The sequence below is a fragment of the Bradyrhizobium arachidis genome, from assembly GCF_024758505.1.
Taxonomy (GTDB): Bacteria; Pseudomonadota; Alphaproteobacteria; order Rhizobiales; family Xanthobacteraceae; genus Bradyrhizobium; species Bradyrhizobium manausense_C.
Genome location: NZ_CP077970.1, coordinates 729337 through 743434 on the forward strand (window position 1 = coordinate 729337; position 14098 = coordinate 743434).

13 protein-coding genes are annotated in these 14098 nt (G+C 65.4%); 3 read left to right on the forward strand and 10 right to left on the reverse strand.

Annotation, left to right across the window (positions count from 1 at the left end):
* Nucleotides 1-190: 190 nt before the first annotated feature.
* The 3 genes from KUF59_RS03380 to KUF59_RS03390 all read right to left on the reverse strand — a co-directional run bounded on the left by KUF59_RS03380 (nucleotide 191) and on the right by KUF59_RS03390 (nucleotide 3497).
* Nucleotides 191-2212, reverse strand: a complete 2022-nt coding sequence (locus KUF59_RS03380) for a YgiQ family radical SAM protein (protein ID WP_212460679.1) — start codon at nucleotides 2210-2212, stop codon at nucleotides 191-193.
* Between the two features lie 84 nt (nucleotides 2213-2296).
* Nucleotides 2297-3163 (reverse strand): beta-keto acid cleavage family enzyme, encoded by an 867-nt coding sequence (locus tag KUF59_RS03385; RefSeq protein ID WP_212460678.1) that lies wholly within the window; start codon nucleotides 3161-3163, stop codon nucleotides 2297-2299.
* Between the two features lie 40 nt (nucleotides 3164-3203).
* The gene (locus KUF59_RS03390) at nucleotides 3204-3497 is read right to left on the reverse strand and encodes a DUF1330 domain-containing protein (protein WP_212460677.1); all 294 of its coding nucleotides are present in this window, start codon (nucleotides 3495-3497) and stop codon (nucleotides 3204-3206) included.
* Between the two features lie 89 nt (nucleotides 3498-3586).
* Between KUF59_RS03390 and KUF59_RS03395 the strand changes: the two genes are divergently transcribed.
* A complete protein-coding gene (locus KUF59_RS03395; protein ID WP_212460676.1) occupies nucleotides 3587-4678 on the forward strand; it encodes a hypothetical protein in 1092 nt (363 codons plus the stop codon).
* A gap of 23 nt (nucleotides 4679-4701) precedes the next feature.
* On the opposite strand, the gene KUF59_RS43965 is transcribed toward KUF59_RS03395, so the two are convergent.
* The 6 genes from KUF59_RS43965 to KUF59_RS03425 form a co-directional block, all read right to left on the reverse strand.
* Complete coding sequence (locus KUF59_RS43965) at nucleotides 4702-5574, reverse strand: hypothetical protein (protein ID WP_309500924.1); 873 nt, start codon at nucleotides 5572-5574, stop codon at nucleotides 4702-4704.
* A 110-nt stretch (nucleotides 5575-5684) separates the two neighbouring features.
* Nucleotides 5685-6362, reverse strand: a complete 678-nt coding sequence (locus KUF59_RS03405) for a hypothetical protein (RefSeq protein ID WP_212460675.1) — start codon at nucleotides 6360-6362, stop codon at nucleotides 5685-5687.
* Nucleotides 6363-6558: 196 nt separating this feature from the next.
* Nucleotides 6559-7818 carry a peptidase M15 gene (locus KUF59_RS03410; RefSeq protein WP_212460776.1) on the reverse strand — a complete coding sequence of 420 codons (1260 nt, stop codon included), beginning with the start codon at nucleotides 7816-7818 and terminating at the stop codon, nucleotides 6559-6561.
* A gap of 262 nt (nucleotides 7819-8080) precedes the next feature.
* Nucleotides 8081-9076, reverse strand: coding sequence for an ABC transporter substrate-binding protein (locus KUF59_RS03415; protein ID WP_212460674.1), 996 nt, complete (start codon nucleotides 9074-9076; stop codon nucleotides 8081-8083).
* Nucleotides 9077-9198: 122 nt separating this feature from the next.
* The gene (locus tag KUF59_RS03420; RefSeq protein ID WP_212460673.1) at nucleotides 9199-9864 is read right to left on the reverse strand and encodes a GntR family transcriptional regulator; all 666 of its coding nucleotides are present in this window, start codon (nucleotides 9862-9864) and stop codon (nucleotides 9199-9201) included.
* Nucleotides 9865-9932: 68 nt separating this feature from the next.
* Complete coding sequence (locus KUF59_RS03425; RefSeq protein ID WP_212460672.1) at nucleotides 9933-11345, reverse strand: FAD-binding oxidoreductase; 1413 nt, start codon at nucleotides 11343-11345, stop codon at nucleotides 9933-9935.
* A gap of 162 nt (nucleotides 11346-11507) precedes the next feature.
* Here KUF59_RS03425 and KUF59_RS03430 point away from each other — a divergent pair, with 162 nt between their 5' ends.
* Nucleotides 11508-12392, forward strand: coding sequence for a dihydrodipicolinate synthase family protein (locus KUF59_RS03430; protein WP_212460775.1), 885 nt, complete (start codon nucleotides 11508-11510; stop codon nucleotides 12390-12392).
* A gap of 199 nt (nucleotides 12393-12591) precedes the next feature.
* Nucleotides 12592-13824 (forward strand): rhodanese-like domain-containing protein, encoded by a 1233-nt coding sequence (locus KUF59_RS03435; RefSeq protein WP_212460671.1) that lies wholly within the window; start codon nucleotides 12592-12594, stop codon nucleotides 13822-13824.
* On the opposite strand, the gene KUF59_RS03440 is transcribed toward KUF59_RS03435, so the two are convergent.
* The gene (locus KUF59_RS03440; protein WP_258768211.1) at nucleotides 13821-13949 is read right to left on the reverse strand and encodes a hypothetical protein; all 129 of its coding nucleotides are present in this window, start codon (nucleotides 13947-13949) and stop codon (nucleotides 13821-13823) included. The genes KUF59_RS03435 and KUF59_RS03440 overlap by 4 nt on opposite strands.
* Nucleotides 13950-14098 lie beyond the last annotated feature (149 nt).

A 14098-nucleotide genomic window follows, 5' to 3' on the forward strand; every position in this document is an offset into this window, starting at 1 on the left:
ACTTTGCCGCGACCGGCTTCTGAAATTGCAGGGATTGCGCCGGCGCACCCGATCTGCCCGACGCGTCAATAGCTTCGCAACATCCACACCGCACCGCGCCGGCGATCGCCGGCCTACTGTGTATGGGGTTGTTTCGATGCTTTTGTTGCAGGGGCACAAAAGCGTCGGGCCGAATCCAATCTTTGACCCGCTACTTCATCACCCGCAGGCCCTTGGTCGTGAAGCGCTGGGTCTTGCCGCCGGGGCGCAACGGGCGCTTCGTGCCGGCGGCCTTGCCCGTGCCGGGCGGCTGGTGCGCCGGCACGAGTTGTTCCGGGCGCGGGCCGATCAGATCGGCGCGGCCCATCTGCTTCAAGGCCTCGCGCAGCACCGGCCAGTTGTCGGGGTCGTGATAGCGCAAAAACGCCTTGTGCAGCCGGCGCTGCCGCAGGCCCTTGATCGCCTCGACCTTGTCGCTGCCGCCGCGACGCACCCCGCGCAGCGGATTGACGCCGGTGTGGTACATCGCCGTCGCCGTTGCCATCGGCGAGGGCAGGAAGGTCTGCACCTGGTCGGCGCGGTAGCGGTTCTTCTTGAGCCACAGCGCGAGGTTCATCATGTCCTCGTCGGTCGTGCCCGGATGCGCCGCGATGAAATAGGGGATGAGGTAGTATTTCTTGCCGGCCTGCTCGGCGGCGGCATCGAACATCCGCTTGAAGCGGTTATAGGCACCGATGCCCGGCTTCATCATCTTGTCGAGCGGACCGCGCTCGGTATGCTCCGGCGCGATCTTCAGATAGCCGCCGACGTGATGGGTGACGAGCTCCTTGATGTATTCGGGGCTCTCCACCGCGAGGTCGTAGCGCACGCCCGAGGCGACCATCACCTTCTTGATGCCCTTGGTCTCACGCACCTTGCGATAGAGGCGGATGAGATCGTCATGCGAGGTGTTGAGGTTCGGGCAGATCTCAGGGAAGACGCAGGACGGCCGCCGGCACGCCGCCTCGACCTTCGGATCCTTGCACGCCATCCGGTACATGTTGGCGGTGGGGCCGCCGATATCAGAGATCACGCCGGTAAAACCCGGCGTCTTGTCTCTGATACGCTCGATCTCGCGCAGGATCGAGCCTTCGGAGCGGTTCTGGATGATGCGGCCCTCATGCTCGGTGATCGAGCAGAAGGTGCAGCCGCCAAAGCAGCCGCGCATGATGGTCACCGAGAATTTGATCATCTCCCACGCCGGGATGCGCGCATCGCCATAGGAGGGGTGCGGCGCGCGGGCGTAGGGCAGGTCGTAGACCGCATCCATCTCCTCGGTGGTGAGCGGGATCGGCGGCGGGTTGAGCCAGAGGTCGCGGTCGCCATGACGCTGCACCAGCGGCCGCGCGTTGCCGGGATTGCTTTCCCGGTGCAGCACGCGTGAGGCGCGCGCATAGGCTTCCTTGTCCTGCTCGACCTGCTCCAGGGCCGGCAAACGGATCACGGTGTTGCCGCGCTGCCGCGCCGCGCCCTCGTCGGCGGAGTCGAGATCGTCAGCATGCAGCTCGGTGTAGTCCTCAGGCACGCGGCGGAACAGCGCGACGCCCCTGATGTCGTCGAGCTCGCGCGGCGCTTCGCCGCCAGCTAACCGATGCGCCACCTCGACGACGGCGCGCTCGGCATTGCCATAAAGCAGAAGGTCGGCCTTGGCGTCGGCAAGGATCGAGCGGCGTACCTTGTCGGACCAATAGTCGAAATGCGCGATGCGCCGCAGCGAGGCCTCGATGCCGCCGAGCACGATCGGCACATCCTTGAACGCCTCGCGGCAGCGTTGCGCGTAGACGATGGTGCAGCGGTCCGGCCGCTTGCCGCCTTCGCCGCCGGCCGTGTAGGCATCGTCATGGCGCAGGCGGCGGTCCGCGGTGTAGCGGTTGACCATCGAATCCATGTTGCCGCCGGTGACGCCGAAGAAAACCTTGGGCTTGCCCAACGCCTTGAACGGCTCGGCCGAATGCCAGTCCGGCTGCGCGATGATGCCGACCCGGAATCCCTGCGCCTCCAGCAGCCGGCCGATGATCGCCATGCCAAAACTGGGATGGTCGACATAGGCATCGCCCGTCACCAGCACGATGTCGCAGGCATCCCAGCCGAGCGCATTCATCTCGGCGCGGCTCATGGGGAGGAACGGAGCCGGCTTATTGGGGCGCGCCTGGGCCATCAGGGGCTTGTCGGCGGCGATAATCTGGATGTTCATGGGCCTACGGATAAGACTCCGGGCCGGCGAATTCAACCAATAGACGCCTGATAGATCGCGGTTCCGCGCATGGCGGCCGTAGTCTTACGCCCCGCCGAGTGCCCGCCGCACGTCTTCGGCGGTCGCCGGTTCCGCGCCCTCGGCGCGCACCAGGCGCACGGCATCCTCGACCAGGCGGAGATTGGTTGCCGTCGAGCCCAACAGCGCATCCTCGAGTCCGACCCGGATATGGCCGCCGCGGGCGACCGTGTCGACGACCAGCGGCGTGATATCGACGCCGAGGCCGGAGATCATCCAGGGCGCGCCACGCGCTTCCTCCTCGACAAGCGTCACGAGCGCCGCCAGTCCGTAGGGCTTTGGCGGAAAGCAGAACGCAAACTGCTGCGAGAACATGAAGCGGTAGATCGGTGTCTTCACGCCGCTCGCGCGTGCCAGCGTAGCACCTGCGCGGATAAACCCCGGCTCGTAGATGGCAAACGCCGGGTGGATGCCGTGCCGCACGGCAACGCTGAGCCCGTGCCTTATATGGCTCTCCGGGTTGAGATAGGTCTCCGCCGGCTTGGCCTGCGCCGTCGTCGTTGTCAGCGTAAAATTGACGCTGCCGGGATCGACCACCGCGAATTCGAGGAGGCCGCGTTCGGCGAGCGCCTCGATATGGGCGAAGCGCGCCGTGGGGTCCGCAACATTGCCGCGCGCGTCGAGGCCGGGAATGGACGGATAGACGGGAACGTCGATCGTGGCGCGAATGCCCTCGATGATGCGCGCATAGACCTGCCAGTCAAACGTCTGCGGCCCGCCGCCGTCATAGGCGTGGGTGTGGATGATGGCCGCGCCCGCGCGGGCGCAGGCGATGCCCTCGGCGACGATGGCCTCGATCGTATCGGGGATGCCGGGCTGGTAGGCGCGGCTCCACGGCCCGTTCAACGCCGCCTCGATCCAGACTTTTCGCATGGCGAGACCTCCCGTCGGTTGTTTGGCGTGGCGACGAGTTCTACTCGACCGCTTCGACGATCCGTATGTCGCGCTCGGCGCCGTCGCCGAGCAAATCATGCGCGGCCTGATAGGCCGGGCTGGCGTACGCCACCCTTGCGCTTTCCACACTATCGAACTCGATGAGAACGACCCGCTCCATCAGGCCGAGTTCGAAGGCCGCCGCCGGGATGCCGCGCGCGAGCACGCGGCCACCAGCAGCTTCGAGGGCGGGCCGCGACGCCTTGGCATAGGCTGCCATCGCGTCGGGGTTCCTGATCGAGCGGTATGTCGCGACCCAGTATGCCTTGGGCATGTGTTCTCCAATCATGCTTCGCCGCTTCCAACCTGCGCGGCTGGCGATTACGCTCTCTAGCACGCAAATCAGGGAGTTCCGAGCACTGCATGGCCGCATCGCGTCATCTTGCCGTTGTCATTGCGGTCTCCGCCTTCGCACTTCTGTGCGCGACGCTTGTCAACGCAGCAGCTGCCACTGCGCTCGCGCCGCGGCAGTCCGAGGCGCGCGACGCCTATGATCGCGCATTGAGTAACTTCAGATCGATCCTCGGCGAGCGCCGCCGCCAGATCGACGCCAAGGAGCCGCTGCCGGACCTGCCGGGGCAGGCGCTTTACCTTGCCCGCGTCAGCGTCATGAGCACCTACAAGGATCTCACGGACGCGCTGCCGTCGAAGATCGGGCGGCCGAACAAGTTCGAGATCCCGCCGGCCTATTTTGACGCCGACAACGAGCCGCTGCTGGACGAGTACCGAAAACTGTTCGACGTGATGGAGCGGCCGCCGGCCTATGCGCAGGCCTCGCCGACGCCATTCAAGGATGTCGTCGATCTCGCCATCGCGATCGCACGAGCGAAAGGCCTTGATGCGAAAGACGCCGAGGCCGCGGGCCGCATCAGCCTCGGGATGTTCTTTGCGGAGACCAACGGCAATCAGAACGTCGGAAACGGGCGCTCGAACAGCTACAAGGGCAGCTATCAGACCGGGCCGTCCGAGGATCGCAACGGCCGCAAGCGCTGGGCCGCGATCAAGGAGAAGATCGCCGCCGAAGATCCGCAGATCATCGCGCGCGACGCCAAGGAAGAGGTGCGCGCCGCCGGTATCGACCAGCGCTACAATCACTGGACCGCTGTCAGAAACGGATTGATGAATGCGCATGCCGATCTGTTTGTGCAGATACCCGCCATCGCAAAAATGCTGCCGGACCCGGTCGACCAGATGAAGGTGTTTGAACTGATCCAGATCGTGCCGGCGCCGACAAGGGCGGCGCTACGATCGGGCAATTTCCTTCAGACCCGGGTGTCCGATCCGACCATCATGAAATATCTGCGCAACAACAGCGTGTTCGCGTTCGGACAGGCCGACCGCGCGCGGACATCTGCGACCTTCCGCGAGATCATGGATGCGATGTGGCTGTTCAACGTCAAGTTCGAGCGCGCGCTGGCTGAGTTCGACGTGGTCAAGGCGCGGGGCCGTCCGTGAAAATCGGGCTGACGGCCGCTTGTCTACCAGGCGAGCTGCATGAGCAATGGAAGCACGATGCCGATGGCCCGTTCGATGTCGCGGTAGTCGTCACGGTAATGCCGTTGCGCGGCCATCTGGCGATGCCTTGGTTTGGGCTGAGCCAGTCTTTCGCGCTTGCCGCTGGGGGCAGCCTTTGTATCCGCCGGATTGCCTTCAACCGGCGCTGCGATCGCCGGCCTTTGTTCGACGGGCGCTGCCTGAACGGGCTTCGTCACGGTCACGGCGGGCCGCTCGACATAGGTCGGTGTGGCCGGCTTTTGCTCGGCGGGCGTAGTCTGAACGGGCTGCGTCGCTGATATGGCCGGCTGGTCGACAGGAAGTGCGGAGGCAGGCGTTTGCTCGATGGGTGTTGCGGCCTGAGCGGGCTTTGCCTCGGTCACAGCAGCAGACTCAGGTGACGCGATGGCCGGCTTTGGTTCGACTGGCGGAGCCGGAACGGCTTTCGTCTCCGTCACAACAGGCGGTACGACAGGCGATGCCGGGGTCGGCTTCTGCTCGATGGGCGCAGCCTGAACAGGTTTTGTCTCGATCGGTGCATGCGGCTTGGCGGCCGTCGGTTTATGCTCGACAGGCGCGGGCTGACCGGGTTTCGCCCTGGCTGCCGTGCCGTCTTCCTCGTCCATCACGGCGCGGCATCCGGGGCTGAGACTGCCCTTGTTCCGCCGCATGCACGCGATGATCCTCGAAATGTTTGGTATTTCCGAGCTGCAAAGGCGGAACGCGTCGCCCGTGCACATCTGGCGCGCCCGGGCGCTGTAGGCAGAGCTCGGCGAGCTCACGACGCTCGAGAGCGAAAGCGCGACACCCAATGTCAGGCCGATCTTGCGGAGTGTACCGATGCGGGGCGCGGTCATGCTTGCGTCCGTCGTTCGATGGGTGAACTGGCCAAGCCTGCCCCATCGAGACGGATACGACTGTGATCAAGCGCACGTTAAAAGGCGTCGAACGATGACCGATGCTGGCGTTAGCCCGGCCCGGCCGCATCATTGGCGGCATAGCGCAGCAGCAGCCGATGCGTCGGGTAGAAGATGATGGCAGGCAGGCCGACCATCAGCATCACGAACCAGAGCGGGCCCGGCATAAAACTCTGGACCGCGGCGTCGCTCGGGCCGAACACGTAGTTGATGTTGACCGGCAGATTGTCGGCCGCGGCGGGAGGAGCCGGCATCAGGAAGTAGCAGACCGACAGCAGCACCCAGGACGCAACGGTCCACACCGCGAAGGCGCGGCGATCATAGCCGAGGCGCCAGACCAGGTAAGCCAGCACGAAGGGCAGCCAGAAGTGGAAGAACGACAGGCCGCGCGTGAACAGCGGCAGCTTTGCGTCGAACATATAGGCCGTCATCCCCGTCAGCGGCACGCCGGCGGCGGCGCCGAGGAAGTCGACTGCCCAAAGCGCCTGCGGCAGCAGGATGCCGACCGCGGGCGCCGATGCCAGCAGCGGGTTCTCCAGCCAGATCGCAAGCAGGCCGGTGAGCAGCGCGATGTCGCAGAAATAGAGGAAGTTGGTTGGCCCGTAGGCGACGAGATAGGTCGGCACCAGCACGGCGCAGAAGGCGCTATAGGCGAGCTTGAACCAGAGCGGAATGCGCGGCTCGGCGGTGGTGTCCGTCGGAGTTGCAGCCAGGTCTGATGCTTGCATGGTGATGGCGAGTGCTGTCTGCGATGAAGGGGCGCGCGGGAATCTCGATTGCGCTTCAACCGGCACGAGAGTGCGGTCGCATGCCCCCTGCGTCAAGCAACGGTATGGCGCAAAGTTAATGAGAGATTGAATTTGGTGCTGTGGAGATTGTAGCGCGCATGAGCGAAGCGATATGCGGGCTACGATCCGTCGTTCGTCAGCTCGTCTTCACCTTCGACAGCCCTGCGGCTTTCGCGGGTTTTGCCGGCGCGCGATGGTCCCGCGCCGTCACGCGCTTCGTCTTCTTCGCGTCCGCGGTCGCGTGCGCCACCTTCGCGCCGCCGCGGCGGGACGCATATTCCTGGCCGTCGATCGGGCCGACATGTGGCGGGTCGCGATCGAGATAGGGACGTCCGATTCCATACGCCTTGCCGTTGGCGTCGACCCATTTCCAGAGCTTTTCGGTCGACACCCAGCGCTGCGCGCGATTCCTGCCGTCGACGCTGACGATGTCCGCCGCGAGCCCATGGCCGTAGCCGCCGCGCAGGCTGCCGCCATGGTACGACCGGTTGCTGGCGGCCTTCAGGCCGCTGGCGATCGACTGCCGGTAGTCGTCACGGAACGCGCTGGTGATGCCGGGCGACAGGCCGGCCGCTTCCGCCGCATGGAGCACGTGGTACAGTTTCAGCTTGAAGCTGCGGTCCATGCCGCCGATCACATAGTCCATCATCGACATGCCCGAGCGATCGGCCGCCTTCGGATCCTTCCAGGTAAAGTCCTGGTCGACGAGCTTTGTGAAGGTCCGGGTGACCATCACCGTCTTGCCCTTGCGCTTGACCGCCACCTTGCGCTGGTCGCGCTCCTTGATCGTGTCCTCCTTGGGCGTGCGCTGATAGAGCGCCCACAGATAGCGATCGATGCAGGGCTCGACGACGAGGCATTCGTCGACGATCTCGAGCGAGCTCACGGCCTCCTTCACGGCTTCCCGGGTCTCGCTCGCTTCCTGCTCCGGCGTGTTCGCGATGTCGGTCTGCACGGAAGGAGTTTCCGGCAGCAGCATCTCCGATGGACTTGCCAGCGCGACCTGCACCGGCGGCGCATCGGGCGGCGGAATTTCGGATGGAGCGGCCATAGCGGCTTGTACGATCGGGGCGTCGGCCGGCAGCATTTCGAAGGAAGCGATGTCCTCGATGACGGGTGCTGCTGCCTTGTTGGCAGCGCGCGGGTTGGTGGTGACGATGTTCGTGGCTGATACGTTCGCCATCGCCATCTCGATCAGACGGCCATAGCGATGGCCCGTTGCGGTCGTTTCGGAAGGGGAGGAGGAGGCAGGTACGCTGATGTCCGCGATAGCAGTTGCGCCGGTGGTCTCGACTGCAGCCGAACCGAAGCTTCCGATCCAGCCGACAATGCAGGCGCCGAGAACAGAGGTCCGGGCGAGGGCGACCGGGATCAGCGAGAGTTGCCGCGGGTTCATCATCTGGGCCTCCGAAGGCTCCCCCCGAGGAAGCCTGGTTGAATAGCCACGCATGCGGACACGGGGATTGTTCGAAGGGTGATGTGGCAGTGCAATGGCGCAATTGGCCGTTTCGGTCGCTTTTCCGGGAACTGTTGCTTGCGGGCAACGTCAGATGGCGCGGCGAAAAGACGGGATCGCTAGGATTCGCTGGCATTGAATGTCAATTTTGAGGAGAGTGCTTCGTTCGGTGCTGTGCTGCACCACCGCCGTGGCTCGAAGGTCACTCGATCACGTCGTCGGCCACCAGCAGGAACGCGCGGGCAACGGTCAGGCCCAGCTCGCGCGCCGTCCTGAGATTGATCACCAGCTCGAACTTGATCGGCTGCTCGACGGGCAGCTCCGCCGGCTTTGCACCTTTGAAGATCCTGTCGGCATGGGCGGCCGTCTGCCGCGCGAGATCGGACTGGTTCGCGCCATAGGCCATGAGGCCTCCAAAATCCGCGAACTCCCGGGCGGCCCCCATCGCCGGAAACCGGCTGCTCGCCGCAGCGGCGGCAATGCGCCTGTATTCGCCGAACAGCATCGGGCTCGGCATGACGATGAGCGCCTGGGCGCGCGCGCTCGTCATCGCCTCGAAGGCGCCGGCGATCTGGTCGGGATTTGCCGCCGGCACAAGTTGAAGCTGCAGGCCCAGCGTCCGGGCCGCGACCTCCATCTCGCTCCGGATACCCGCCATGGTGCGCTCGCTATAGGCATTGGGATGCAGCAGCGCCGCCACGCGGGAGAGGCCGGGAACGACCTCTTGCAACAATTGAAGACGTTTGGCGACCAGCTCCGGTCCGAGGAACGTCGTGCCCGTCACGTTGCCGCCCGGCCGTGCCAGGCTCGCCACCAGCTCGTCGGCAACCGGATCGGCCATGCCGATTGCCACGATGGGAATCGTGCTCGTTGCCTGACGTGCCGGCCGCGCCGCGGTCGTGCTGATCGTGACGATGATGTCCGGCTTGCGCCCGGCCAGCTCGGCCGCCAGCTCGCGCAGCCGGTCGGAGCTTCCATTGGCGAATTGGCGCTCCACAACGAGGTTCTTGCCCTCCGTGTAGCCAAGCTCGCTCAACCCCTTCAGGAAGGCGTTGAGCATGTTGAAGGTGGGATCGGGAGGCTCGGAGCGGCCAGGCGACAGAATGCCGATCCGGCGCGGCGCGTCCTGACGCTGTGCGTGTGCCGGCCGCATTGCGGCTGCAAGCAACAGACCGGCCGTGAAGTCCCGCCGCCTCATTGCACAACGCCCCAGACCGCTTCGGCCATGTCGGGATCGTAGCAGGTTGTGGCGGCGCGGCGCGTGGAAAATCGCCGCGGCCTACCGCTGATATCGCCCGTTGGACGGATCAGGCCCGGCGCTCAACCGACGTTCAACACTTTCGTGTAGGTCAGGCCCGAATTGTTGATGTGCGTCGTCATCAGCTTTGCAAAAGCATCGAGATCGCCGCGCGAGAATAGTTGCACCAGCGTGCGGTGCTCGTCGAACGAGGCCTGGGTTTCGACGTCAATCGGCGAGCTCACATTGGTGCGCAGCGCTGCGACGCGGCCGGAGACGAGCTGGTAGGATTCCTCGAGATAGCGATTGCCGCAATGTGCGAAGAAGGCCTCGTGCAGCGCCGTGTCCGCGTGCCCATAGGCGATCCGGTCCTTTGCCGCAAAGGCCTGCGCCATCGAATCCATCGCAGCCTCGATCGCCGCGATCGTGCCGGCATGATCGTGACGATAAGCGAGTTGGGCGGCCTTGGGCTCGATCACGGTCCTGAAGGAGCAGAGCGCTGCGATGTCCTCCGCGCTCGGCGTGAACACGAAGCTGCCAACCTGCGGGCGGATCACCACCAGTCCCTGCGCCTGCAACAGGCCCATCGCCTCCCGCACCGGGGTGCGGCTGACGCCGAAGGACTGTGCGACCATCTCTTCCGAGATGGCCGCACCAAGCGCGAACTCGCCGTCGATAATGGCCTCGCGCAGCCGCAGCATCACCCGCTGCGACAGCGATTTCGGCGAATCGAGCTTCAGCGACTTCATCGGCCCTCCTGCATCCATTCTAACGGTTCGCAGGGGCGGTGTCGTGCGCACCGAAGTTATCATATCGGTTAGATGACCTTGCCGGGATTGAGCAGCTGATCCGGATCGAGCGCGGCCTTGAGCGTGCGCATCAGGGCGATCTCGGCCTCACTGCGCGCGTGTCCCAGCCATTGCTTCTTCAGCGTGCCGATGCCGTGCTCGGCGGAGACGCTGCCGCCCATCTCGCGCACCAGGCCGTAGATGATCGCGTCCATCTCGGCCTTCGGCTGCCGCTCGATCGGAAGTCCCGTCACCCAGGACACGAGGTGCAGATTGCCGTCTCCGATATGGCCGTAATAGACACTCTCGCAACCCGCGATGCCGTTGGCGAGATCAGCCTTGCAGCGCGTGGCGAACTCGTCCATGCGGCCGACGGCAAGGCCGATGTCGTAGGCATTGTGCGGGCCCAGCACTTGGCCGAACTCGGCGCAGATGTCGCGCACTTCCCAAAAGGCTTTCGTCTGGGCCAGCGATTGCGCGACGGCCGCGTCCGCAAGCAGCCCGCGCTCCATCAAATCCTCGAGCCAGCTCTGGAAGCGCGGCGCATCGATGCTCTCGTCGGTCCCTTGCGCCTCCACCAGCACATAGAAGCCGTGGCCGGCGCCGACCGGCGGCCGCACGCCTGCGCGCGCGGTGATGACGTCCCAATAATCCGGCCACATCACTTCGAAAGCCGAGAGCAACGGACCGAGCCCGCTGCGCGCGGCGTCGAGCAGCGCGACGACGGCGGAATAATCCTTCAGTGCACAGAGCGCGGCCATGGTCGAGCGCGGTTTTGGAAACAGGCGGAGCACCACACGGGTGATGATGCCGAGCGTGCCTTCCGAACCGATGAAGAGATGCTTCAGATCATAGCCGGCGTTGTTCTTGAGCAGCTTGTTGAGGCTGGTCATGACCGTGCCGTCGGGCAGCACGACTTCGAGGCCGAGCACCAGCTCGCGCGTCATGCCGTAGCGGATCACGCGATTGCCGCCGGCATTGGTCGAGAGGTTGCCGCCGATCGCGCACGAGCCGCGCGACCCCAGATCCAGCGGGAAGAAGAAGCCGGCCTCGTCCGCCGCCTTCTGAATCGTCTCCAGCGGCGTGCCTGCCTTCACTGTGATGGTCGCGGACGCCGGATCGATCTCCTCGATGCCGACCATGCGCTCCAGCGAGATCGCGACCCAGCCCGGCTCGGGCGCGGCGCCGCGACACAAGCCGGTCAGGCCGCCCTGGGGCACGAAGGGCAGGCGCGCCTTGCGGCAGGTGATGATGGCGTCGGCGACGCCAGCGGCATCGACCGGACGGATCACCGCGCGCGGACGATTGGGCAAGCTCGCGCTCCAGTCGTTGCAATTGCGCGCGGGCACATCGGCATCGACCAAGACGGCCTGCGGGCCCAGCCGGCGTTGCAGGGCGCCGAGCAGGTGCTCGGATCGTTCGGGCAGCGTCATCGCGTCCATGCAGGAACCTTTGGTGGCCGGTCTGGTTTTGGCAGCTCGATTGCTTTCTACTTGTATGTAAGGTACAAGAGCAAAAGTAAAGGGGGCGAAACGCCCCGGATCGGCCGTAAAATACCGGTTGATCAACGACTTAGCGCAAATGCGCGGATGAAGGGCGGTATGATGGCGGAAGCGATTCGTGGATTCTGGGTGGCGTCGGCCACCCCCCTGACGGCTGACGGTCAGGTCGATAACGCCCAGCTCGCCCGGCACGCCCTCCAATTGTTCGGCAAGGGTGTCGACGGCGTCGTGCTGTTCGGCACCACCGGCGAGGGCACTTCGTTCAATGTCGCCGAGCGTGTCGCGACCGTGGAGGCGCTGCTGAAGGCCGGCGTTGCCGCGCCCCGCATCGGCATCGGCGGCGGTTTCCCGGCGGTCAGCGACGCCGTCGCGTTGACCCGTGGCGTGCTGAGCCTCGGCATCAACCACGTGCTGTACCTGCCGCCCTATTTCGATCGCAGCGTCACGCCCGAAGGCATCGAGGACGCGTTTGCCGCGATCATCGACGGCGTGGCCGACGATCGCTTGCGCGCTTACCTCTATCACATCCCGCAGGTCTCGGGCGTTGCCATTCCGCCGCCGGTCGCAGCGAGCCTGCGCAAGCGCTACGGCAAGGTCGTTGCGGGCCTGAAGGATTCCAGCGGCGATTTCCGCCAATTCCAGACATTCCGTGCCGCCGCTCCCGAGCTCGCGATCACCGTCGGCAATGAAGCCGACATTGCCCGCGCGGTCGCGGCCGGCGGTGCCGGCACGATCTGCGGCATGGCCAATGTCGTGCCCGACCTCGTCAAAGGCATGCTGCGCGGCGCCGATGTCGAAGCGCGCATGCAGGCGGCGATCGACGTCGTGATCAAGACGCCATCATTCCTGCCGACACTGAAAGCCATCCTCGCCGCTCAGACGGGCGACGCCGGCTGGCTGCGCGTGCGTCCGCCGCTGCGCCCGCTCTCGGACGGAACGGCGTTCAAGCTGAAGCTGGATGAACTGACGAGCCCTGCCATCGCGTGACGGCGCAGGGCATGACCGGAGCCCGATCCATGCGACGCGACACGTTGATATTTGTCGCCTGGTACTCATGGGTCGCCGTGCTCCTGGCGACGCTGGGCTATTTCTTCTTCGGCTGAGAGACGGCGGCCGCCTAGCCAACCGCTCCATATTCGTCCAAAAGCTTGAGCCTCGTCTTTCGTCCGCCAAGGCTCTGCACGCCATGACTCTTCCGACCGTCACCCCCGCCGACATCCGCCGCGCGCTGCTGCTGCGCGAGGAGATCGCGCTGCTTGATCTCAGGCATGAGGCTCAATTCGCCACGGGACATCCGCTGTTCTCAGCCAACATGGCATCGGGACGGATCGCACTCGAAGCCGAGGCGCGGCTGCCGCGCAAGGACGTGCCGATCGTGCTGTATGACGACGGCGAAGGATTGGTTGCGCCGGCGGCCGACCGCTTCGAGGCGCTGGGCTACACCAACATCAGCGCACTTGCCGGCGGGCTCACGGCCTGGCGCGCGGCCGGCTACGAAGTCTTCGAGGACGTCAATTCCTACGCAAAAGCGTTCGGCGAGCTGGTCGAGGCGCGCCGCCACACGCCATCGTTCAGCGCAGACGAAGTCGCCGGCCTGATCGCAGACAAGGCCAATATCGCGATTCTCGATGTCCGCCGCTTCGACGAATACGCCACCATGAACATCCCGGGCTCGGTCAGCGTGCCCGGTGCGGAGCTCGTGCTGCGCGCAGGGATCGCGGCGCCCGACCCTGATACCACGATCATCGTCAACTGCGCCGGCCGCACGCGCTCGATTATCGGCACGCAGTCGCTGATCAATGCAGGTGTCCCCAACAAGGTGCGCGCGCTGCGCAACGGAACGATCGGATGGACGCTGGCCAGGCACGAACTCGACCACGGCTCCGCGCGACGCGGCGGCATCGGTCCGTTCGACGGCGCCGAGGCCAATGCCCGCGACGTCGCCTACCGCGCCGGCGTTCGCCACATCGGGGCAGACGCAATGCAGGCGCTGTCAGCGCAGGGCGGCCGTACGCTCTACCGCTTCGACGTGCGCGATGCGGAGGAGTACGCGCGCGGCCATCTAGCGGGCTTTCGCCACTATGCCGGCGGCCAGCTCGTCCAGGAGATCGACATGGCCGCGCCCGTCCGCGGCGCGCGCATCGTGCTTACCGACGACAGGCGCGTCCGCGCCGACATGACGGCATCGTGGCTCGCGCAGATGGGATGGGAGGTCTATGTCCTCGAAGGCGGCTATGACGGCGCGCTGGAGGTTGGCCCGCCGATCGTCCTGCCCAAGCCCGATCCGGCGCATCGTTACCGGCGTCCGTATGAAGGCACCGACGTCGCCGAGCGCGCGATGCAGGCCTATCTCGATTGGGAATACGGTCTGGTCGAGCAGCTCCGCCGCGACGGGACGCATGGATTCTTCGTGATTTAAGACGCCGGATGATACCGGTAGCCCCGGCATTTGGCCGCGGCCGCCTTGAGCAGCCTGATGGTGAGGGCGTCGAGCATGCGCTTGATCGGCCTTTCGATCCGCGCGAGGACATGGGCGAGCGTCATGGGCGGTTCCGGGCAATGAGGAAAACTATGCTGGGCAAGTCCTAGCCCGTCCGCGCCCGGAAAACTGTGCGGCGGATCACGTTGAGCCCGGCCGCGGCGAGCCGGGCCATGCCATCTTGTGTCCACGGCCGAATCGTACTCTGTAGCGC